The sequence below is a fragment of the Arthrobacter sp. StoSoilB5 genome (genome assembly GCF_019977235.1).
GTDB lineage: Bacteria > Actinomycetota > Actinomycetes > Actinomycetales > Micrococcaceae > Arthrobacter.
Genome location: NZ_AP024646.1, coordinates 4,152,971 through 4,175,239 on the forward strand (window position 1 = coordinate 4,152,971; position 22,269 = coordinate 4,175,239).

The window sequence follows — 22,269 nt, forward strand, 5'->3', positions numbered from 1 at the left end:
TCGTCTACCGGCGTCGTGAAGGCCAACGGCGGAGGGACCTTTGGGCCGCACCTTCCCGTGGGAGGCCTGGATTTGTCGTTGCTACGGGCAGTGTAATCCTCATGGAGGTACCATGCGGGCCCGCGTAGGCCACGTCCGCGGAGCCGCCCGCAGAGACGGCGATCTCGCGAACAAGGGACAACCCAATGCCGAAGCTGCGTTGCTGTTGGCCCCCGCCCTGATGGGTTGTTCGGGCAAATCGGTCAAAAATCCGAGCCCGGTCAATGCCGGTGATGCCGGGACCCGTATCGGTCACGGTGATCATGGCCTGGCCTCCGGCCACGGTGGTGGCGACCGTTATTTGGCCTCCCGGCGGCGTATGGACGAGTGCGTTCTCGACCAGACCCAGGATTGCACGGTGCAGTCTTTGAGGAGCAATAAGGGTCCGCGCTTGCCCCATGCTGGAAAAATCCACGGTGATGCTTCGGTCAACGGCCAATTGGCGAATACTGTCCACCACGTCCTGGGCAACACCGGCGACGTTGGTCAGGGCTATGTCCGGTTGCTGTCCTGTTCCGATGGCGGATTCCAGGAGTTCGTTGACTATCGCCGTCAGCGCGGCCGTGTCGCTCCGGATCTGCGCCAACGCCTGCCCGGCCGGTGAATCCGATTCTGTGCCGCGCTGCGCCAATTGAACTCTGGCGTCCAGGATGGCCAATGGCGTGCGCATCTCGTGGCTCGCGTCTTGGACGAAACGCCGCTGCATGGCCAGCGCTTCACCCAGCGGACGGATCGCGCTGCGTGCACTGAGCCATCCAACGCCCCCGGCCAGAAGGATGCCGGCCGCTCCTGCGATGATCATGGCTTTGATCAGATCGTTGGTATCTAGATAGGCGTACACGGCGCCGGGTTCAGCCGGTTCCGGGCTGCCGGACTGGTTAAGCAGGTAAAGCGTGGACGCCGCCAGAAGGCAGAGGACCAGAACGGCGCAGGCGGCACTGATGCCGAGGGCGATTCTCATGGATGTCCTACGCAGGAATGCCTGGTCCTGGCCCAAAGGAGCAGGATGTTCAGTCATTCGCGTCGCCGATCTGGTACCCCACCCCGTGCACGGTACGGACGATCGATCTGGAGATCTTCCGACGCAGGTGGTGGACGTAGGTGTCGATCACTCCGGGCAGTTCACCTTGGCTGAAGGTGGCATTGATCAGCTCTTCCCGTGTGAACACGTGGTCCGGTTGCGCGGCCATCGTAGTCAGCAATTCACTCTCCTTGGCCGTCAATGAGGTTCGGAATCCGTGAATGGAACGGACGGACCTGGAAGAAGGGTCCAGTTCCCAGTCTCCAATACTGAAGGTCTTGACCTCTTGCTGGTAGCTGCGGGTCAACGCCCTTAGCCGGGCTCCCAGTTCCAAGAGGTCGAAGGGCTTGGTCATGTAGTCATTCGCGCCGGCGTCGAGTCCCCTGACCTTCTCCTCCGTTGCGCCGAGGGCGGTGAGTATGAGGATAGGGGTGGCGATACCCCTGGACCTGAGCGCGGCAATCAGCGCGACGCCGTCCATGCCGGGCAGGCGCCGGTCCACCACCATCACATCCCAGATCCGGGAGAGTCCCCGATGCAGGCCTTCATGGCCGTCGACGGCGACGTGAACCTGGTAGTCCGGCTCAAGGAGCTCGGCGATGAGCGGCCCGAGGACGACGTCGTCTTCGACCAGGAGCAGGGATGGCTTGGTTGCAGTGGTCACGAATCCATTGTTGCGCGCCGGTCTCTCGCGGACTGGAACCGGGCCACGATCGATGGTGCTTGACGGTTCCAGAGACCAGCCATCAACACGACGACGCCAATGGTCGCCGGAAACGACGCCATGACATCCAGTGGATAGTGCGCGCCGATGTAGACACGGGACCAGCCGACGATCACTGCGAGGATCATTCCTGTCCAGAGAACGGGCTTCTCCACTCGGGTACCCCGGGCCACGAAATACGCTGCCAAGGCCAGGGCGACGGCCAGACAGGTGTGCCCGCTGGGAAAGCTGTTGGATACCGGCTCCGGCGCCAGCGGGTCCAACAAGAGTGCCGGGTCGGGCCGGATCCTGCCGATGACCACCTTGAACAGTTGGCAGCTTAACCATCCCGAACCAACTGTGAGGGCAAACAGCACAGCTTTCTGGGGGGAACGTCGAATCAGCAGGAGATACAGACTTGTAGCGAGCACCACCATCGCTCCCACCACAGGCTCGAACAGCAGGTTAAAAGCCAGGGCTAAACCGGTCAGGACAGGGTTATGGTTGCGGCTGAAGTTCTGATCCACAGTCAGCTCAGCCGACGTAAACCCTGGCACGACCTGGACCGCCAGCCCGACTGCGATGACGACTGCCACCAACATAAGCCCAACGGCAAGCCAGTGTTTGGGTGCTGGCAGCCGCTGTAGGGGTACTGGGGGAAGTGTAGGTTGCGGCAACATGGGACCCTTCGGCAGGACGTATCGTTCTTCCAATTCTCGCGAGGGCAATTAAGAACTCATTAAGAAGTCCCAGGCCGGGCTGTGAGTTTGGGTCTGGATGCCCATTTTTCGGCATCTTCGTGTGTCTTGGCCGTATTGGGCCGAAGATGGAGGAATGCAACGGGTCATCGGTTGGCTGGCCGCAGCCGTCATCGTCACTCTCATCTTCGGAAGTGCCTACGTCACGCTGCAGCAGTTGGGCCGCCGCGCAGCGAATGATGCGCCGACGGCTGCTGCTGCAGCACGGGTTGAAGCCATTGGTTCTCCGGCGCCAACTGCGCCGCCGCTGGAATTGAATCCTGACAGCGGTGTCTTCGTCATTGTCTACGGGGCGGATAACAAACCGATGTCCGGCACAGCCGCCCTTCATGGGTCCTTTCCCGTCCTTCCTGACGGAGTCCTCGAGGCGGCAAGACGGACTGGATCCGATGCCGTGACCTGGCAGCCGGAGCCGGGTCTACGCATGGCGGTGGTAGCGCGCCCGGCTGGGGAACAGGTAGTCGTCGCGGGGCAGTCGCTTAAACCTGTCGAGGACAGGAACTGGATGGTCCTGATCTTCCTGTCGACGGCGTGGCTGGGCAGCATGATTGTCCTTGGCCTGGGATACGGCGCGGCAGAGATTCTTCGGGGACGTTCGCTCCGGCGCTCCCGCCAGCCAATCTCCTAGGCGGATTTTTCCCTGTTAAACCAACATCAGTAAACGGCCATCCTGCTGTAGGTGCGGGAGCCTTACTCCTCTACGCTGAAACCGGGGACGCGGGAAAGGACCTGTCATGACTGCTGAAGGAACCAAAGAAGACCCATGGGTGCTGGTCACGGCACCGGGCTCGTCGGAGTACTCCATGTACAGCGACCCGGAGTCAGACCCGCCAGCCCTTGTTTGCCAAGTAGGATCGACCACCCTGAAGTATCACCTGCGAGCCATCGAGGATCTGTCCACCTGGCTCCGTGAGCAGCAAGACTGGGTGCCTCTGGGCGCGGCCGATGAGAATAAACCAGCACCAGAGGGAAGCGTTGAGGCATGGGGACGGGACCCCATGAACCCTGTATCCGGGTGGTACGGGCTCCGCAAAGGATACCGCGGCCGCTTTGGTATGTACCTCCCGCCGCTGCTCGAAAAACTCGGGCTGGTCGAACTGACCCACGAGAAACGCAACAACATGGTTCGAGCCATCCCCAACTAACCAACTATTGCCGTGGACCACTCAGGAACGCGGGGCTTCCTGACCTACTTTGAGCCTTGCTCGGCGGGGAAACACCCTGAATGGGTTGATTTGCCAGCTGGGCAGCCGCAAACAGGGTCCGGAAGGAACGCCGCCCGGGAACCCATCTAAGATTTGGAGTTAGTAGTTCCGTCGATGCTTCAGCCTGGGTATTGCGACGGCGAACACGGCTGCCGCTGCGAAGCCCAGGACGCCAGTAGCCCAGACGCCAGCGGCGAGCGAAATGGCAGCAGTCAGGGCGGATAAGAGTACCGGTCCACCTGTAGCACCCGAATCAGCAATGAAGCGCCAGATGCCAAGGAAGTGGCTCCTTCCGTTGTCCGGTGAGAAGTCAGCGCCCAACGTCATGATTAACCCGGAGCTGATGCCATTGCCAAAGCCAATCAGCAGGGCAGCCAACAACAGCGGCACGAACCCACCCGTAAACGGGATGAGGATCAACGCCGTTCCCATGATCACCGTGGACGGAACCGCCACCCACTGCCGTCCCTTGCGATCCATGAGCTTCCCTGCCGGATAGAACACCAACATGTCGATGGCTCCCGAGAGGCCGTAGATCAGGGAGGCTTGTGTCGCGTCCATGCCCAGGTGATCAGCCCACAGCGGGATGACAACTTGGCGCGAAGCACGCAGCGCGCTGAGGAGTAGAATTCCGAAGCCCACAGACAGGAAGACACCCGCATGTGAAGCGGCCACGTTTCGCAGCGTTGACGCTGGAACGACTGGTCCGCCGTCGGACGTAGCGGGAGCCTCCAAGTCCGGGATGGTGAGCGACAAGGCAGCGGCGAGCATCATCCCGACAAAACCAACCCAGTACGCCCCGCTGATTCCAGCGAACTGCATCACGCCGGCACCGATGAACGGACCGATGAAGATGCCGATCCTCGTGACACCGCCCAGAGTGGAGAGCGCACGAGCGCGGAACATTACGGGGACAGCCTCGGTGAGGTACTTCTGGCGGGCAAGGTTGAAGACGCTCGCAGACATGCCCACCAAGGTCATAGCCGCGGCCAGCAGCCAGATCCCGTGCTCCATCTGCGGAGCGAAAGCTGCTGCGCCGAGGGCAAGGGCTCCTACGGCACCTGCCCCGACAATTGCCCAACGTTCGCCGAACCTCATGGTGATCAGCGATGCCGGGATATTGAAGAGCCAGGATCCCAAACCGATTAGCGTGACGATCAACGCCGAGACTGCTACCGATGCTCCAAGGTCACGCGCCGAGAGCGCGATCACCGGAAGAACCGCCCCTTCGCCGATACAGAACAACAGCGCTGGCCCGAAGGCCGGTAGCGCAATGCTGCGGAGGCTGAAGTTTTGTTCTTCTTGGGTAGTTGTCATCCCCTTCATCCTAGGACTCCAACCCAGCCGCCTCGCAGTTGTCGCAGATCCGGAGATCCGGAACCGCGACAACTGCTCGCGAGACTAGGCCTCGTCCAGGCGATTAGATGCGGTTAGCGGTTGCCTTCCGATGACCGCCTGCTGACAGCGCCAGGCCCATTAGAAGAAGGCCAACTGCCCAGAGAGTGAAGCTGCCGTCCAATCCCGTAGTGGCCAGGGAGTTGGAACCCCCGACGCCGGTTGCAGCGCCTGCTGTCAGCACACCTTGCGTGCCGCCTGCGGTTACAAGGCTGCCACCCAGCTGAGTGCCACCGATTCCGGTCGTCCCGATGCCAGCGTTGCCGAATCCGGCACCACCGATCTCGACACCCGGATTGGTGGTGCCAGGGTTAGCACCGCCAACGCCAAGTCCAGCACCGCCCGGCTCGTTAACCGCTGGCGGGTTGACGACGGGAGGGTTGACCACGGGCGGATTCACAACCGGAGGATTCACCACGGGAGGCGTGATGAATCCTACCGAAGCGCCACCGATGCCAAGCGAAGTGGAATCGATGGCGACAGGAGCCGTGATCGGAACAACCAACTGCGTGCCGGAGATAATCCCGTCACTCCCACTCGTGGTGCCACTTGGTGCGGTTCCCGCCGGTGCAGTCCCACCGGAAGTACCAGTTGTGCCGGCAGTGGAATCACCCAGCACACCCGCGGAGGTCGAACCAACAGTCACCGGGGCAGTAACCGGAGCCACCACCTGAGTCCCGGATGCAATGCCATCCGATCCACTGGTCTTAGCACCCGACGTTCCCGCCGGTGCAGTCCCACCGGAAGTATCAGTTGTGCCGGCAGAGGAATCACCCAGCACACCCGCGGAGGTCGAACCAACAGTCACCGGAGCGGTAACCGGAGCAACCACCTGAGTCCCGGAAGCAACACCATCAGAACCGCTGGTCGTTGCACCCGGAGTAGCGGCAGCAGGTGCGCTGCCTGTATTCGAGGGTGCGCCGGACGTGGCAGATGAATCTCCACCCACACCCGCGGCAGTGGCTCCGATGTTAACAGGGACCAATATCGGAGCCACTACCTGAGCGCCGGATGCGATGCTATCTCCCCCCGACGTTGTTGCCTGCGCTGGCGCTTGGGCCGGCGCAGAACCTGATGTTGCTGCTGGTGATGTCGTTGCCGATGAGTCCCCCAGGACACCCGTCGACGTCGATCCCACAGTTACGGGGATCGTCACCGGTGCAACTACTTGGGTACCGGAGGCTGTGCCGCCGGAACCGTTGGTGCCAGCCGCCGGCGTCGAACTGCTTGATGCAGTTGGAGCGGCAGGTTTGGCTGGGCCCGTCGCAGTGGAGCCCCCCAGCAGACCCACTGATGACGAGCCCAGGTTTATGGGCGCTGTTACGGGCGCGACTACCTGTGTCCCGGAGCCAACGCCGTTGGAACCGGTGGTGCTGGCAGCTGGCGCTGTCTGTGCAGCCGGAGCGGCTGCTGGCGCCTTTGTGGTTGAGGAAGAATCTCCCACAAGGGCTAATGACGTTGCGCCTGTGTTGACTGGCGCTGTCACCGGTGCCACCACCTGGGTACCGGAAAGGATGCCGTCCTTTCCGCTGGTCGTATCTGCCGCGTTGGCCGCGGTCCCGCCGAGGGCGATCAAGCCTCCGGCAAAGCATGTGCCGATCAGGCACCTGCGAATTGTCGAGTTCATTGTGATCTTCTCCTGAAGGTCGTGTTCCCAAAGACGTCCCATCACGGATCGTCCGGCTAACCATCGGCCGCATGTAGAAGCGCGGCTGGGCTGGGGAACTAGTCAGGAGATGAGCCGGGATCGAAGGACACCGGCTTTGGATGATCTTCATTGCTGGCCGCTGCTGGACCAGAAAGTGAGTCTGCAGGAACGATCAACGCACCGTGCAGGAAGGCTGCTGCAGGGCTTGGTGGCCCATTTTGTGAGGTACCCGAGCCCGCGCCAATGACACCGAGGGGTGCCGCGTCGGGGTCAGCAGGCAGTTCGGTTGGAGCCTCAGGTTCGACGATGGCAGAGGCGCCGGTTACGGCTCCAGACGAAGCAGGAGCAAAACCTCGCGCCAGAACAAAGGTCAGTGAAACGCCGGCATTAAAGGTGGGCGGGGTTGTCCCTAGGGGCAGGCCAGCGGATTCCGTGGCCGAGTCGTCGGCGACTGAAGTCGCTGCCGGCGAAGTACCGACGGCGGGAGGCTGGATATCCCCAGCACCTGGCGTTTCGGGGAGTATAGCCCCGCCGCCCAATAGCGGTGGAAGCAGGTTTCCGGGTCCAGCGGCCGGAGGCAGGACGTTGCCGAGAGGCGGCAGGATGCTGTCGATGACCCTAACGATGGGCGCCCCAACCGGGTTGGTCACGTCCGTCACCGGGTCCAGCCCAGCGGGCTCCAGGACATCATTCACTGGAGGAAGAACGGTTTCAACGGTGTCGTCAATGCTGCCCGTGGCAGGTTTGACCAGCCTGTCAGCAACGCTCCCAACCGTGTCCCCGGGAACTACTTGCTTGATCACGGGGACCGTGGCGATCACTTTGTCCGTGGAGTCAGCCACCTGCCCAACCACCGGAGTTACAGCAGGAACATGCACGGTTATCGGTTGCGTCGGGATAACGGCTTTGGCGGGAGCGGGAAGCGGTACGTTCGGTACCGGGATACTGACCGCGGGTCCCGAAGCCTTTGGTGTGGCGGCAGTTGCAACTGACCCAACAGCCTTCTTAGCCGCACCCGTTGTGGCACCGAGCGCCTTGTTGGCCTGCGTACTGACACCGTCGGCTGATGAAACAGTTGAAGACACCGAAGACGTCACTCCACCAAGCAACGAGTGATTATCGGTGATCCCGGAATCGGCGTTGGCCGCCGTCGCGGACAAGGCCATCCAAATTGCGGTACCAGCGCCAGCGATCATGACGGAGCGGAGAATCTGAGTAGCGCGCGGAATTGCGCGAATGGCCTTCATCTCGACACCCCCCAGGTAGCCGCAAACCGATGGTCGACTTCATCCTAGGACTGGTGTTACCCAATAGTCCATGGGGAGGCAGTAATCAAGATGACAAATTTATAAGCAACCTTCATTTATGACGAAGGGTAAAAGCCAGTCTTCTCGGGTCCAAAGTCAGGCGTCGCCAGGGATCCGCCCGCAGCCCGTCCGTGCTGGGCATTGGTCTCCTGGAGCCGTTTGATGAACCAGCGCGACTGCTCAGGTCCATAAGGCAGCACCGGGATGGCTTTGGTGGCATCGTTGGGCATGTCGCGGATGGACTGGGTTGCCTGCCGCACTGCGGTGCTCATGGTGTCGGCCATGGTCTTGACGAATTCGTCGCTCGCAGGCTTGCCGTGGCCAGGGACCAGGAATTCGTAGCGGTGACGCAAAGCGGAGATGTGCCGGAGGACGTCTGCCCATTCCTCGGGATAAGAGTCCTCAAACGAAGGATGGGCTCCCTGCTCGACGAGGTCGCCTACGAAGAGCGTCGAGTTGGTCCCCACCAGGAGGTCACCGTCGGTGTGGGCGCGACCCAGATAGAACAGTGTCGCCGTAATTCCGCCAAGGTCCACCAGAACCGGCTGGTCGCCAACGATCGCGTTCGGAACAACGATGTCGACGGCGTCGCCCTCCCCAGCGGCCATCTCCGGTTCGTTCGTGGTGACGAAGCGACGCTGGTTGTCGGCGTCCCGCTCAATGGTTGCCGCACAGTTGGCGTGCGCCCAAAACTCTGTCACGCCGTCGTCCGCAAAAACAGCGTTGCCGAAGAAGTGGTCGTAGTGCGCGTGGGTGTTGACTACCACCAGCGGAAGCTGGGTCTTTTCCCGGACAGCAGCAAGTATCTCGCGGCCCTGGCGCGGGCCACATCCGGTGTCAATGACCATGGCGAGCTCACTGCCAACTACGAGCCCGGTGTTGAGTAAGGATCCCTCGGTTTCCAAGACGTAGTTGTCCGTGCCAAGTTCGTGCCAAGCTGACAATGAGTTCTCCGTATCCAGTGCAATCCGGCGATGTTCAGGCCTCGATTCTACCCATGCGCAGCTGGGAGAAGCCGAAAGACAGGCACAGCGGCGTCCTTGGAAGTGTTCAAAAATTCTCGTTGTTCAATCTGATTGAACAGGTTAAAATATTGAACATGGATCACGACCTGATGTTCTACGCCTTCCAAGAGATGTGTCGTCGAAGGGGGTGGCGCGTTGATCTTGGTCCAATGAAAGCGGGCACGGATTTCCCAACCTACTTGCTGTTCTTCTCCTTGGAGGGTCTGGACTTCACCCAGTCCGCTGTCGAAATCGGTGAATACCCCTTGCCGATCGGCCTCAGCGCGGCGGTCGCTCGTGAAATTGGCGCCGATTTCGTCCTGGCTCCAAGAATCGGTCCTGCTATGAGTTCGGAACTTCGCAGACTCTCCGTCAACCACGCCGATCTCACTGGGCGAATTAGTATTCGTTCGCCCGGGATAGTCCTCGAGGTCGAACGCCATTCGGGGCCCAAATCGGAAGAACCCTTTAAGGAGTGGCTCCGAGAGCACGATAGAGGCCGCTCTATTGACCTCACCTCAACGAAGACCGCGCAACTGGTCTTCTGCATACTGACTTGGCCCAAGCTTCCAACTGCGCCCTCCCGGATCATTGCCGAAGTCGCGGGGGTCTCGCTCGGACTCGTCCCGCGAACCCTTCGCCATCTCGAGGAAATCGACATGATGCACGAACGACGCTGGATAGGTTCAGGGCGGCATATTATCGCCCAAGCCTGGCTAGCCGCATATCGGAATCGACTAGGACCTTCGCTGCACATCGCCGCGATGGAGACACCGTTACCTGAGGTCGTGGAAGCCAATGCGACTCTTAGCGGGGGATCCGCAGTTCCAGGGCTTGTCCGGCCGCGAGTAAGGGCTGTATACGTTGCAGAGCTCAGCGCCGATCTGATTCGGGCTGGCAGGCTTAGGAAAAGTGAATATCCCAATGTCGAGATACGCAAACGATTCTGGAAGAGTCCGCCACGTGAGTTTCTCGATGAGCCAGATAGAGCACGGGAGCAAGACACGGCGCCTCCATTGCTTGTGTACGCCGATTTAAGCTCATCCCATGATCCCCGTGAACAGGAGGCAGCCCATGTTTACCTTCAGGAGGAGCCTGAACTTCAGTGGCTACGCGGCGGCGTACTTTGAACCCTTGGGCTCGGTTGTAGGTTCAGTACTTCAGCAAACAGACTTGACCACGGACGACTTCATGGTGGTCGGTGCTGAGGCTCGTAACCTACACCATCGGAGCTTCGGGAAGGATCCGGCCGAGCTCAGTACCACAAGCGACATCGACGTGGCGCTGACCCTACAGTCGTGGACCGGCATCGAAAAACTAAATACGACATATAAGCTACTCGACAGCAGCAAGTCTGCGATCCGATTCCGCGTCGAGAACGTCCCAGTAGATGTCATTCCTTTCGGAGAACTAGAGGATCCCATCGGAGTCGTCCAAACTCCGAGGGGCGACCAGCAAATCAACGTTCTCGGCTACAGAACGGCGTTCAAGGCCGCGGATTGCTTCGTTCTTCCCAAGCTGGGCACCGTTCGCGTGGTGGACCCAGCCTTTTAGGTGGTCCTGAAGCTGGAAGCCCTGGCCGACCGCTCGAAGTGGTTCAAGACGAAGGACGCGGAAGATATCGGAACAGCGCTCACCTGGTTGGAGCCGACTCCAACCGATGAAGATCACATTTACGACCACGAGTTCGGTCTACTGGCCTCGTACGGTCATGACATGACGATGACGGTAACGGAACTGTTCGGGCGGCATCTAGCAACTCTCCTCGAATCCGAGGAGCACTCCAAACTCATGAACAAAGTCCGAAGGCTTGACGTGGATAGATTCGTTGGGGACCTTCACCGAGGCCTTCACAGGGGGATAAATATCCGCAAACGCAACGAGGCCGTCATGCAATTTGCAGCGCTAATCAAGGGACTGGCTTCCTAGGCGAGACGGAGGAGGATCTCAATCCGGTTGCTACGAGCCTATCCGCAAGCGCAAGGGCATCGGCACGTGGAGCTGGGAGAAGCCGGAATGACCCGGTGACAGACGAACTCAGGCGCGGACTACAGGATGGCTGTCATGACGTTCCAGCCGGAACCAATCTGCCGGGCGGCCAGCCAACCACCAGAACCGTCACCAGGGTAGAGCCACAACACCCCGGACCCGTTGCGGGCAAGAACATCAATCTTGCCGTCCCCGTCGAAGTCACCCGGGCCCTCAATAGCGGTCATGACATTCCAACCGGAACCAATCTGCCGGGCAGCAAGCCAACCACCAGAACCGTCGCCGGGGTAGAGCCACAAAGCACCGGACGCGTTGCGCGCAAGAACATCAGCTTTGCCGTCCCCGTTGAAGTCGCCCGGGCCGTCGATTGCGGTCATGACATTCCACCCTGAACCAATCTGCCGCGCAGCAAACCAACCGCCGGAACCGTTACCTGGATACAGCCACAAGACACCATTGGCGTCCCGGGCAATCACATCCGCCTTGCCGTCCCCATTGAAATCACCAGGTGCCTCGATCGCGGCCATCGCGTTCCAACCGGAACCGATCTGGCGGGCAGCAAACCAACCGCCGGAACCATTGCCCGGGTACAACCACAAAACACCGTTCGCATCCCGGGCGATGACATCCATCTTGCCGTCACCGTTGAAGTCACCCGGTGACTCAATGGACGTCATGGCATTCCAGCCTGCACCAATCTTGCGGGCGGCAAGCCAGCCACCAGAACCGTTGCCTGGGTACAGCCACAAAACACCGCCGCTATCCCTGGCAAGGACGTCGCTCTTGCCGTCCCCGTCGAAATCAGTGATTTTTTGAATGGAGGTCTTGAAGGTGAACTTCCACTCGGCCACAGCTGCAGGGGCCAACGAATAATCCGCAAGTGCCCTTGCGGTAACAGTCACTGCCCCGCTGCCCGGATACGCGCCAGCGGCAACAACCTTTCCGCCAACCAAATACTCAGCGCCGGCCGTGGCGGGAATCGTGTAGGTATCGTTCGAGGTGCCGTCCCGGTCTGTGAATACTATGGGCGCAGGCGTCACCGGCAGGTGCCCGCCAAACGTGGTGAGCGCCGCGGTTGCATCGACTAGACCGGCACCGCATCCGGCCGGGCAGCCAGCAGGAAGGGGCCGCGATGTCTCCTTCAGTTGCTGTTCCAGGTGCTCCGGAGTCAAGGAGCTGCCCTCCGCTGAGAAAAGGAGAGCCGCAAGACCCGCCACGTGAGGGGCAGCCATGGAGGTTCCCTGCATGAACGCATAGCCAGGCGTTGCCTGCGTGGTTGTCCCTGAATTGGAGGTGGACAAGATGCCGTTCACAGCCGAGGAACTCATGTCGCCGCCGGGAGCAGCTACATCAACGACGCTCCCGTAGTTGGAGTACTTCGCTTTCGCTCCCGTCCTGTCGCTAGCCGCAACGGTGATGACATTCTGGCAGTTGGCCGGGCTGGAGTCGGCCGCGGGACGGTTGGAATTTCCAGCAGCAACGATGACCGCTGCCCCAGCGTTGTAGGCGAAATTGATGGCGTTTTGATAGGTGGCAGAACAGGGCCTGATACCACCAAGGCTGAGGTTGATAACTCGCGCCGGAGTGGGATTGATTGGAGCCCCGCTAACAACGCCGCCTGCAGCCCAAATGATTGAATCTGCGATGTCGGATGAATACCCGCCACAGGCACCCAACGCCCGCACCGGAAGGATCTTTGCCTTCGGGGCCACGCCGGTCACACCGTAAGTGTTGTTCCCGATGGCAGCGATTGTGCCCGCAACGTGGGTTCCGTGCCAGGAGGAATTTATCTGCGGGCTGCCCACCGCGCATTCATCTGCTGTCGACCAGTCTCCAGGGTCGGTAGGATCCGCGTCCCTACCGCTCCCATCGCGTGCATCGGCGGCATCGGACATCATGTCGTAGCCAGGCAGTACATTGGCGTCGAGCTCCACATGACTGGTGATCCCGGTGTCCACTACTGCGACGACCACGCCTTCACCATGGTTGTATTGCCACGCCCCGGAAGCCCGAATGCCGGCCAAATCCTCCGAAAGATCCCACTGAGTGGAATAGTAGGCATCGTTCGGATCAGCCGCCACCTGCATGATGTCGTCGGCTTCGGCGTAGGCAACGTTGGGATCCGCACGAAGGGTCTTCAGGAAGTCCTCGGCTTTTGTCCCTGAAAGGGCCTTGGCTAGTTTGATGACATGCCCGCCCGCTGCATTCGGGTGCGAGCTCTCGGCAACGACTCCGAGCTTCATAGCCGCATGACCGGCGGCTTGCTCCACGGCAGCCGCAGCCGCTTTGGCGTTGTCCCGTAACCCGACAATAAATTGGTCCGTTGCCACCTCAGGTGCCGGACGGAGTGATTGCGGGGTGCTCGGGATGATGTCGCTATCTCCCGCTACTGCCGGCTGTACAGCCAGTCCCCCAGTGATGAGGAGCGTGGCCAGCGCGAAGCCGACAGTCCTCAAGGATCGCATTGGGGAGTTTTTTACCATCGTTGGGCATCCTAGAACGGCGACTGAGCACGGTACGGCTGGCCGCGGGCAACTGGAGACCACCAGCTGACCCCCACAGAAAATTGTACGCAGAGTTGGCAGCACTTCTGCCAAGTCTTTTGCGAGGATTCGTCCAAGATTTGCCCGACAAAGAGCAGGACTATGCGCCAGGCTTGCGTCTACTAATCCTTAGACGTTGGCTGCACACGCTCGAAACCCATGGCGGCGAGTCCGGATTGCCAGTCGCGGCTTGCGGCGACCGTTAGCGCCTCGACGTGAATGGGCTTGGGCGGCGCGACGTGCCCGTTTCCCCAGTCCCCAAGAAGGACATGGACTTCGTTGTCTGGGTGCGATGCCGCCAGAAAAGGATTCATGTGATCCTCAACGTGGGAGAAATCTGTGCTGTTCTGCATGTAGGCAACAACGTTGCCTCGTGGCTCCCGATAGAGCTCAACAAGGTTGGTGGTGACGTCGTCCGGGAGCTTGGACATAGGGTCTTCGCCCTTGACGCCGAAGCAAACTTCCGCAAAGCGCTCAACCGCCGGCAACTCGTACTTGGCAACGTTTGTCTGAGGATTCGAAACAAGGGCCAGCGAGCCGGGGAAATGTGCAGAGAAGAACAGTGATGCAAAGCCGCCGCCTGATGCGCCGTAGAAGACCAGTCGCTGCTCTCCCCACGTGCCCACGATGTGCTTGATGATTTCCAGTAGGTTCTTCTGGATGTTCATGCGTGAATTGCCGACGAACCATCCGAGGTTCAGCCGGTCCGTCAGGACCAGGCTTGGGTCCGAGATGAAGATTCGATTCACGTGAGCGTCGGAAGAGACGCCCATGCCGCCGAAAGCCGGGAGCGTCCATGACGGGTCGATAGCACCTTGGAAGAAGACCACGGTGGTATCGAAACCCCGGTTTTGGCAGTTGACATCGATGGGAAGGCCGTTTTCCACGATGATCTGATATCCAGGCGGGATCATGGCCGTATTAAGGAACGCCTGTACACCCTTGTAGTTTGTGACCATGTGCTTTGAAGGGTCAATGATTCGGGGCCGGGTAGGACACGGGTGGTCAGGTCCGTCGTTTTGACCGCTCAGAAGGAACGCTTCGGCACACAGCTCGCAGAACCCAAAGCCCATGTCGAACGCATAAGTACGGCGTTCAGCGAAGCCTTCTATTTTCCCCACTAAGACAAGATACCCGAACAGATCTGCCCCGGACGAACCGGCTGGCATGAGGCTGGACCCGTCGTCAACCGCATATGCGCGTGTCAACAGCGCACCCCTGTCTTGCTAGGCTGGGGGAATTCTCTTCCGACAATGTGGGAGTTCATCTTGCCCGGCTTGTTCATTTACGGCAGCTGCGTGTCCCGCGACACGTACCCTTTCCTCGACAAAGACTGGTCCATAGTCGAATACGTCGCCCGCCAAGGGATGATCAGTGCAGCCTCCCCTCGTGGCGTTCTTCGTGGCGAGAGTTCACTTACCTCCAAGTTCCAGAAGCAATGTGTGCGAAATGACATCCGCTCAACTCTCTTCGAGACCATTGATCGGTCGGCAAGCGCCACTGACCTGTTTTTGCTGGATCTCGTGGACGAGCGGCTGGGAACTTATGAACTCGGACAGGGTTCATACGTCACCAATAGCTGGGAGCTGGGGGAAAGCAAGCTTCTCCAGCAGCAACCCAGTGAACCCCGGCTCATTGCGTTCGGCTCGGAGGAACACTTTGCGCTCTGGTCAAAGTCCGCATCCACCGTTGTGCGGAAGATCAAAGAAACAGGACGTCCGATGCTCGTCCTGGCTCCAGAGTGGGCTGAAGCATCCGATAGCGGAGTTACCGGCCTCGTCTACAGAGGCCTCTACGCTGCAACGTACAACAAGGTGTACCAGCGCTACTTCGACCACCTCCGCCAGGAAGGTTGCAGCGTGCTGTCGATCGGCCAGGATGTCGTAAAGGCCGCGGCGGGGCATCAGTGGGGCCTCGCGCCGTATCACTACGTGGACGCGGTTTACCACCACATGCGAGACGCAATCACGGCAGCCGTGAAGTAACTGCGCACACAGAAGGGGGCGGCGTCAACCCACGCCGCCCCCTTCTGCCTACATATCTGCGAGCGCTCCACCAGGGTTCTCGATGGCGTCGGCGACGTACCGGAGGAAACCGGCCGCGGTCTCGCCGTCGCACACGCGGTGATCGAAGGCGAGGGTCAACTCGGTAACCTTGCGGACCGCAAGCTGACCGTCGACCACCCACGGCCTATCGATGATTCGACCCACGCCGAGCATTGCAACCTCTGGGAAGTTGATGATCGCGGCGGAGCCGTCCACGCCGAACACGCCATAGTTGTTCAGCGTGAAGGTGCCCGAACCGAGCTCTGTGGGCGTAGCCTTGCCGTCACGCGCCACGGTGGTCAAGCGCCGGATCTCGGCATCCAATTCGCGAGCGCTCAGCTGGTGAGCGTTCCGGACAGACGGGACCACCAGCCCCCGATCCGTCTGTGCTGCGAAACCGAGGTTGATTCCGTCAAAACCGACAATCTCTTGAGAGCCGTCTTCTCCGATTTCAAAGCGCGTATTCAGGGCCGGGTACTTTTTTAACCCAGCAGTGACAAAACGGGCGATGAAAGCCAGTAGACCGGGTGTGTCGTGCGGAGCGCGTTTCTTCAGTTCAGCCCGCATATCAAGCAATGCCGTGGCATCCACATCCACCCAGACCGTCGCCTCAGGGATCTCCGTGCGGCTCTTGGTCATGTTCGCGGCGACTGCCTTGCGAACTCCGCGGACTGGGGTACGGGCCGAGACAGCGAGCCCGGTGCGGGAGTCGAGGTCACCCTCAGCAACCGGCGCTGAAGCGGGAGCACCAGGAGCCTCAGGAGCTTCGGGCGTAGAGATCGCAGCTTCCACATCCCGGCGCATGATCAGCCCACTGGCACCTGAGCCCTGGATGGTCTCAAGGGAAACACCGTGGTCCCGGGCCATCTTCCTGACAAGTGGCGAGATAACCGCACTGAGCTTGCCGGGAATGCGCGTTCCGGCGACAGGTGGCTCGGCAGCAACCGGGGCTTCGGCCCGGGTTTCCGTTTCGCGATCGACGACGGCGAGGCTCGCCTTCCGCGGGCGCGTCCGGCCACTAGTCACGCCACCAGGAGTGCCGTATCCGATGAGTACGTTTCCAGATCCGGCTTTCTCCTCGGTGCGATACGTCTCGGCGGCAGCATCAACCTCAGGGGAAGCCACCACCCCGGTCGAGACCGCATCTTCGGCAGTGGAGGGAGTTTCCGGCGCAACGGGAGCAGCGCCTGAACGGGCGATCGAGATCAGCGGCTTGCCGACGTCGAGCGTTTGGCCAGCCTCACCGTGAAGCTCGGCCACTGTACCTGCATAAGGCGAGGGCACTTCCACCATGGACTTGGCTGTTTCCACTTCGGCGATCGGCTGATCGACCTTGATTTCGTCACCCACAGCGACGAGCCAGTTCACGAGTTCGGCCTCGGTGAGGCCCTCCCCCAGGTCCGGCAGGCGAAATACCTGCATATCTGAGCTCATGGTCAGTCCTCCCATTGAAGGTCGTCGACGGCGTCGAGAATGCGGTCGACGCTTGGCAGGTAGTAGTGCTCCAGCTTGGGAGAGGGGAACGGGACATCGAAGCCAGTCACGCGGCGGATCGGTGCGGCGAGGTAGTGGAACGCACGCTCCTGGACGCGGGCCACGATCTCGGAGGACACGGATGCGAAGCCATGCGCCTCGGCGATCACGACGGCGCGTCCGGTCTTTCGCACGGACGCACAGACGGTTTCGTCGTCGAAGGGGACGAGGGTACGGACATCAATGACCTCAAGCGAGCGGCCTTCCTCAGCGGCGGCAGCTGCGGCGGCGAGCGCAGTGGGGACCGACGGGCCGTAGGCGATCAGCGTCGCATCAGTGCCTGGACGGGCAACAGCTGCACGGCCCTCGGTGGAGGTGCCGGCGTCGTGCTCTGCGCGCAAGGCGTCCAAGTCCACCTGGTCCTTGGACCAGTAGAGCTTTTTGGGCTCCATGAACATCACGGGGTCATCGGAGTCGATGGCTTCACGTAGCATCCGGTATCCGTCGGCCACAGTGGCTGGCGTGTAAACCTTCAGGCCTGCGGTGTGGGCGTAGTAGGACTCGGAAGAGTCGCAGTGGTGCTCCACTCCCCCGATCCCGCCGGCGTAGGGGATGCGGATGACCAGGGGCATCTTGACCTTGCCCTTGGTCCGGTTATGCATTTTGGCAACGTGGCTGACGATCTGCTCAAAAGCCGGATAGGCGAAGGCGTCGAACTGCATTTCAATGACAGGCCGCATCCCGTTGATGGCCATGCCAACTGCCATGCCAACAATTCCGGACTCTGCCAGAGGGGTATCGAAGCAGCGCTGTTCGCCGAACTCGGCCATGAGGCCATCGGTGATGCGGAAGACGCCGCCCAGCATGCCGACGTCCTCACCGAAGACCAGGACAGACGAATCGGCGCGCATAGCATCGGCCATGGCTGTGTTGAGCGCCTTGGCCATGGTGATGGACTGAGGGCCGGTGGCCTCAGCGGTAGCTGCAGCGGACGCGGCGGCGCTGGCCGTGGCGGCGCTGACGTTGCCGTTGACGGAGGTAGTTACTGTGGGGCTCATTTTGCGCTCTCCGTTCCGTGATTTTCGGCGCTTTCAGCGCGGGCGAGTTCGCCGGCAAGCAGTTCAGACTGCTCTTTCAGCTGCGGGGTGGGCTTGGAGAAGACGTACTTAAAGAGGTCCAGCGGCTGTACAGGGACGTCTTCGCCGAGGCCTTCGCGCAATTGCGTTGCGACGGCTTCTGCATGTTCCGCGATCCGGTCATTGGCGGCGTCGTCAAGGAGTCCCTTGTCGGTGAGATAGGACTTCATGCGGGTCAGTGGATCCTTCGCCTGCCACTCGGCCACCTCACTGTCCGGACGGTAGCGTGTGGCGTCGTCGGCATTGGTGTGCGCCTGCATGCGGTAGGTGTGGGCCTCGATCAGGAGAGGCCCGGAGCCTTCGCGGGCAAGCTTCACGGCACGGTCCATCACGGCGAGAAGCGCGACGAGGTCATTGCCGTCAACCCGCTCACCTGCCATACCGTAGCCAACAGCCTTGTGGGCCAGCGACGGCGCCACGGACTGGTGGCTGAGCGGAACGGAGATGGCGTACTTGTTGTTCTGCACGAAGAAGATGACCGGCAGGTGGAAGACGGCAGCAAAGTTCAGGGCCTCGTGGAAGTCACCCTCACTTGTGGCGCCGTCGCCACACATTGCCATCACCACGGTGTCCTCACCGCGGAGTTTGGCGGCATGCGCGACACCGACGGCGTGAAGCAGCTGCGTGGTCAGCGGGGTGCACTGGATCCCGACGTGGTGCTTCTTGGGGTCGTAGCCACCGTGCCAGTCGCCACGGAAAATTGTCATAGCTTCAACAGGGTCCACACCGCGGGTCATCACTGCGACGGCGTCGCGATAAGTGGGGAAGAGCCAGTCACCTTCGCTGAGGCACATGGCGGCCGCCACCTGGCAAGCCTCCTGTCCGTGACTCGACGGATACACAGCCATACGGCCCTGCCGGACGAGCGCGGAGTTCTGATCGTTGACACGACGTCCGACGACGAGCTGTTCGTACGCGGCCATCAGTTCAGCATCGCTCGGCGTGGGGTACTCGTGGCCGGGTTCGGTGCCCTGCTCTTCGTGGGAGCGAAGGGTGCCGTCCGGATTCACCATCTGAATCTGGTGCCGGGCAGGCAGCATATAGTCCTCAACGCTGATTCCGAATTTTCTCCGAACGTCAGCAGCTTGGTCCTCTACTGCCGTTTCCGGCGCAGAGTGGTCTGCGTGGATCGTCATTGGTCCGTCCTTCTCTAGCCACTATGTGCTTCCAGTATGTTCCGGACAGCTGTTTCGTATCCAGCTTTCGTTCAAATCATGGAAGAGCATGCAGGAAGTGGCTATTCTGAAAGACGAATTGCAAATGTGAGCTGGGTAACGAGCCAGTCCTGTAGACGAATTGGAGACCACGTGAGCGAGACCGAGGCGGAGCAGACCGCCGTGCCCCTGGATGATGTTGACCGGGACATCATCCGCGAGCTCACAACTGACGGCCGGATGTCCATCACACAAGTGGCAGAGAACGTGCACATCAGCCGGGCGCACGCCTATTCACGTATTGCCAGGCTCACCGGCGAGGGGGTTTTGACCAAGTTCACGGCATTGGTGGACCCGATCAAAGCAGGCCTGCGGTCTTCCGCCTACGTCACCCTCAAGGTCCAACAGCACTCCTGGCGGGAACTGAAGGAGCACTTGCGTGCGATTCCCGAGGTTCACCACATCGCCCTGGTGGGCGGCGACTTTGACGTCATCCTGTTGGTCCGTGCCACGGACAACATCCACCTGCGCCGTGTGATCTTCGACCAATTGCAGTCCATGGACGGCATCCTGGACACCCAAACTTTCCTGGTGTTTGAGGACGTTGATACGCGGTAGTTGAGTTCGGAACTCCAAGCGGCGTGAGGAACACACATTCCGGGACCATAGACTGTCCCCGTGCCCCTCAAAATTGCCTCCGTCACGCGCGTCGTAGCGCGGGCTTTGGTAGCGGTTATGGCGGTCGCCCTCCTATGGCTGATCACGGCGTTCCAGTTCTTTTACAGCCCTCCCCAGGCCACTCCGCACCGCACTGATGCGATCGTGGTTTTGGGTGGGTTAAGCAAGGAACGGCTTCCGGTGGCCCAGGAACTTCAGGAAAGCCTGGACATTCCGGTTTTGGTGGTCTCGACTACCGGCCTCGCCGGCAATGTTGAGGGTGACGCTTTATGCCACGAGGACGACGAACCTGACCTGATTTGTTTCCGCCCCTCGCCGCTCAATACACGGGGTGAAGCCAGGGGCCTGGCAGGCCTGATCGCGCAGAACGGATGGAGGTCTGTCACGGTGGTCACGTCCGACTACCACCTCGTGCGGGCAGGCACCCTGATGCGGCAATGTACGTCAGCGGAAATCCAGATGGTCGGCTCGCAACCCGAGCTTTCGGCCCCAGCCTGGCTGGACCGATTCGTCGTCGAAACCGGTGGGCTCATCGACGCGTGGGTGCAGCCGGAGTGTTCTTCTCACTAAGGTAGAGGGAGGAACTATCAGAAAACACGTCGCCAAGCGACCGTCCATGGAAGGTGCACAAGGTGAGTCCAACACCAGTGGGCCCGCTTCCAGCGGGCCGTCACTTTAGGCGCCGGCGTCTGGCGCTTCAGCTCCCCTCGGCGCCTGTCCGGACGCCACCTGCGCCGATAACCGACCATCCGAGGCCTTCCTCAGCCCCAGTCCCGATAGTCCCAACCAAGAGCTCCGAGCAGCAACAGTTCAAGCGTCGGGTGGCACTGGTTCTTGTAGTCCTGGTTGTTGTGGCCGTGCCAGCATTGCTCGCTATCCTTCTGGTTGCCGGCTAGCCCTCAGGAGGCAACCCTGGCTTCGATTCTGGCTCAGCGGTCAGCTCCGATAGGATGTGGAAGTCTCTGTCTGTCGCAAGATCGCTCTCTTGGGGGAAAACGTGCCCAGCATTATGCCCATTTTCGGTACCCGACCGGAAGCCATCAAAATGGCACCCATCGTCCATGCCCTGCACGAATCAGACGAGTTCGAATGCATCGTCACTGTCACCGGCCAGCACCGCGAAATGCTGGACCAGGTCAACGAGCTGTTCGGCATTACGCCGGACCACGACCTCGATATCCTTCAGCCCGGCCAGTCGCTCACTGACATCATGACCCGGACCATGACTGGTCTGGACAAGCTGTTCGCTGCCAACAAGCCGGATGCCGTGATCGTCCAAGGCGACACGACGACGTCTACCGCGGGAGCAATCGCCGCTTTCTACCACGGCATTCCCGTGGTCCACGTCGAGGCCGGCCTTCGTAGCGGCAACTTGCTTTCGCCGTTCCCGGAAGAAGCCAACCGCAAGATCACCAGCCAGATCAGCACCCTGCATCTTGCCCCCACTTCCACCAGCCGTGCCAACCTCCTCGCCGAGGGCGTTCCTGCCAAGGACATCGTTGTTACGGGCAACTCCGTCATCGATGCGCTGTTCACCACCGTGGACAAGCAGATCCCCTTCACCGACCCGCAGCTTGAGGAACTCGCAGCCAGCGGCCGCAAGATTCTTCTCGTCACCACGCACCGTCGCGAAAACCAAGGCGATGCCATGCGCGGCGTCGGCCGCGCCCTGGCCCGCATCGCTGACGCTGAACCGGACCTTGTCATCGTCCTTCCGGCCCACAAGAACCCGGTGGTTCGCGAAGCCGTGCTGCCTGCCCTCGAGGGCAAGCCGAATGTTGTTGTGACTGAGCCGCTGGCCTATGGGGAATTCACCCGCATGCTGTCGCTGGCACACATCGTCCTCACCGACTCCGGCGGAGTCCAGGAGGAAGCTCCCAGCCTTGGCAAGCCGGTTCTGGTCATGCGTGAAAACACTGAGCGTCCCGAAGCCGTTGTTGCGGGCACGGTCACTCTCATTGGTACTGACGAAGAGCGAATCGTCACTGAGGTGGACCGCCTCCTGAACGACGCCGATCACTTCGACACCATGGCCAACGCAGTCAACCCGTATGGTGACGGCCGGGCCTCTGAGCGCACTGTCGCGGCGATCGCTGAACTGCTCGGTGTAGGGCAGCGCATTGACGAATTCGGCATGACAGTCTCTGTCTAGCCTTGACGGCCCCGGTAAC

At 60.8% G+C, this 22,269-nt stretch carries 22 protein-coding genes; 9 read left to right on the forward strand and 13 right to left on the reverse strand.

The genetic code is table 11. The features are described 5' to 3' along the window. Positions 1-4: 4 nt before the first annotated feature. The 3 genes from LDN75_RS18805 to LDN75_RS18815 are packed head-to-tail and all read right to left on the reverse strand — an operon-like array spanning position 5 to position 2,365. On the reverse strand, positions 5-1,057 hold the full coding sequence (locus LDN75_RS18805) for a HAMP domain-containing sensor histidine kinase (RefSeq protein WP_223934220.1): 1,053 nt from the start codon (positions 1,055-1,057) through the stop codon (positions 5-7). After that, positions 1,050-1,724 (reverse strand): response regulator transcription factor, encoded by a 675-nt coding sequence (locus LDN75_RS18810; protein ID WP_223934221.1) that lies wholly within the window; start codon positions 1,722-1,724, stop codon positions 1,050-1,052. The genes LDN75_RS18805 and LDN75_RS18810 overlap by 8 nt, the downstream gene beginning before the upstream one ends. Beyond that, complete coding sequence (locus LDN75_RS18815) at positions 1,721-2,365, reverse strand: phosphatase PAP2 family protein (RefSeq protein ID WP_223937632.1); 645 nt, start codon at positions 2,363-2,365, stop codon at positions 1,721-1,723. The genes LDN75_RS18810 and LDN75_RS18815 overlap by 4 nt, the downstream gene beginning before the upstream one ends. 232 nt (positions 2,366-2,597) lie before the next feature. Here LDN75_RS18815 and LDN75_RS18820 point away from each other — a divergent pair, with 232 nt between their 5' ends. Together LDN75_RS18820 and LDN75_RS18825 are read left to right on the forward strand one after the other, a co-directional pair. After that, entirely contained in the window at positions 2,598-3,149 is a 552-nt protein-coding gene (locus LDN75_RS18820) for a hypothetical protein (protein WP_223934222.1), read from the forward strand. A 106-nt stretch (positions 3,150-3,255) separates the two neighbouring features. Beyond that, the gene (locus LDN75_RS18825; RefSeq protein ID WP_223934223.1) at positions 3,256-3,666 is read left to right on the forward strand and encodes a DUF6855 family protein; all 411 of its coding nucleotides are present in this window, start codon (positions 3,256-3,258) and stop codon (positions 3,664-3,666) included. A 159-nt stretch (positions 3,667-3,825) separates the two neighbouring features. Here the strand turns inward: LDN75_RS18825 and LDN75_RS18830 are convergent, their stop codons facing one another. Beyond that, positions 3,826-5,043, reverse strand: a complete 1,218-nt coding sequence (locus LDN75_RS18830) for an MFS transporter (RefSeq protein ID WP_223934224.1) — start codon at positions 5,041-5,043, stop codon at positions 3,826-3,828. A 103-nt stretch (positions 5,044-5,146) separates the two neighbouring features. After that, positions 5,147-6,106: a hypothetical protein gene (locus LDN75_RS18835; protein WP_223934225.1), complete on the reverse strand. Its 960-nt coding sequence runs from the start codon at positions 6,104-6,106 to the stop codon at positions 5,147-5,149. 31 nt (positions 6,107-6,137) lie between these two features. Between LDN75_RS18835 and LDN75_RS18840 the strand changes: the two genes are divergently transcribed. After that, positions 6,138-6,764: a hypothetical protein gene (locus LDN75_RS18840; RefSeq protein WP_223934226.1), complete on the forward strand. Its 627-nt coding sequence runs from the start codon at positions 6,138-6,140 to the stop codon at positions 6,762-6,764. An 82-nt stretch (positions 6,765-6,846) separates the two neighbouring features. Here the strand turns inward: LDN75_RS18840 and LDN75_RS18845 are convergent, their stop codons facing one another. From LDN75_RS18845 to LDN75_RS18855, 3 genes are all read right to left on the reverse strand, one after another. Next, positions 6,847-8,016, reverse strand: coding sequence for a hypothetical protein (locus LDN75_RS18845; RefSeq protein WP_223934227.1), 1,170 nt, complete (start codon positions 8,014-8,016; stop codon positions 6,847-6,849). A gap of 116 nt (positions 8,017-8,132) precedes the next feature. Beyond that, on the reverse strand, positions 8,133-9,020 hold the full coding sequence (locus LDN75_RS18850; RefSeq protein WP_223934228.1) for an MBL fold metallo-hydrolase: 888 nt from the start codon (positions 9,018-9,020) through the stop codon (positions 8,133-8,135). 47 nt (positions 9,021-9,067) lie between these two features. After that, positions 9,068-9,523: a hypothetical protein gene (locus LDN75_RS18855; protein WP_223937692.1), complete on the reverse strand. Its 456-nt coding sequence runs from the start codon at positions 9,521-9,523 to the stop codon at positions 9,068-9,070. 604 nt (positions 9,524-10,127) lie between these two features. Here LDN75_RS18855 and LDN75_RS18865 point away from each other — a divergent pair. Next, positions 10,128-10,634, forward strand: coding sequence for a hypothetical protein (locus LDN75_RS18865; protein WP_223937693.1), 507 nt, complete (start codon positions 10,128-10,130; stop codon positions 10,632-10,634). Further along, entirely contained in the window at positions 10,635-11,009 is a 375-nt protein-coding gene (locus LDN75_RS18870; RefSeq protein WP_223934229.1) for a hypothetical protein, read from the forward strand. A gap of 119 nt (positions 11,010-11,128) precedes the next feature. Here the strand turns inward: LDN75_RS18870 and LDN75_RS18875 are convergent, their stop codons facing one another. Both LDN75_RS18875 and LDN75_RS18880 read right to left on the reverse strand, forming a co-directional pair. Further along, a complete protein-coding gene (locus LDN75_RS18875; protein ID WP_223934230.1) occupies positions 11,129-13,552 on the reverse strand; it encodes a S8 family serine peptidase in 2,424 nt (807 codons plus the stop codon). A 182-nt stretch (positions 13,553-13,734) separates the two neighbouring features. Further along, complete coding sequence (locus tag LDN75_RS18880) at positions 13,735-14,820, reverse strand: hypothetical protein (RefSeq protein ID WP_223934231.1); 1,086 nt, start codon at positions 14,818-14,820, stop codon at positions 13,735-13,737. Positions 14,821-14,880: 60 nt separating this feature from the next. On the opposite strand from LDN75_RS18880, the gene LDN75_RS18885 reads away from it, so the two are divergent. Further along, a complete protein-coding gene (locus LDN75_RS18885; protein WP_223934232.1) occupies positions 14,881-15,597 on the forward strand; it encodes a DUF6270 domain-containing protein in 717 nt (238 codons plus the stop codon). A gap of 48 nt (positions 15,598-15,645) precedes the next feature. Here the strand turns inward: LDN75_RS18885 and LDN75_RS18890 are convergent, their stop codons facing one another. The 3 genes from LDN75_RS18890 to pdhA are packed head-to-tail and all read right to left on the reverse strand — an operon-like array spanning position 15,646 to position 19,402. Beyond that, on the reverse strand, positions 15,646-17,091 hold the full coding sequence (locus LDN75_RS18890) for a dihydrolipoamide acetyltransferase family protein (RefSeq protein WP_223934233.1): 1,446 nt from the start codon (positions 17,089-17,091) through the stop codon (positions 15,646-15,648). Positions 17,092-17,093: 2 nt separating this feature from the next. After that, complete coding sequence (locus tag LDN75_RS18895; protein ID WP_223934234.1) at positions 17,094-18,188, reverse strand: alpha-ketoacid dehydrogenase subunit beta; 1,095 nt, start codon at positions 18,186-18,188, stop codon at positions 17,094-17,096. Further along, complete coding sequence (gene pdhA / locus LDN75_RS18900; protein WP_223934235.1) at positions 18,185-19,402, reverse strand: pyruvate dehydrogenase (acetyl-transferring) E1 component subunit alpha; 1,218 nt, start codon at positions 19,400-19,402, stop codon at positions 18,185-18,187. The genes LDN75_RS18895 and pdhA overlap by 4 nt, the downstream gene beginning before the upstream one ends. Before the next feature lie 171 nt (positions 19,403-19,573). Here pdhA and LDN75_RS18905 point away from each other — a divergent pair, with 171 nt between their 5' ends. The 3 genes from LDN75_RS18905 to wecB all read left to right on the forward strand — a co-directional run bounded on the left by LDN75_RS18905 (position 19,574) and on the right by wecB (position 22,250). Next, on the forward strand, positions 19,574-20,038 hold the full coding sequence (locus tag LDN75_RS18905; RefSeq protein ID WP_223934236.1) for an Lrp/AsnC family transcriptional regulator: 465 nt from the start codon (positions 19,574-19,576) through the stop codon (positions 20,036-20,038). 60 nt (positions 20,039-20,098) lie between these two features. Continuing rightward, positions 20,099-20,668, forward strand: a complete 570-nt coding sequence (locus tag LDN75_RS18910; protein ID WP_223934237.1) for a YdcF family protein — start codon at positions 20,099-20,101, stop codon at positions 20,666-20,668. Between the two features lie 427 nt (positions 20,669-21,095). Next, entirely contained in the window at positions 21,096-22,250 is a 1,155-nt protein-coding gene (wecB, locus tag LDN75_RS18915; protein WP_223934238.1) for a UDP-N-acetylglucosamine 2-epimerase (non-hydrolyzing), read from the forward strand. Positions 22,251-22,269 lie beyond the last annotated feature (19 nt).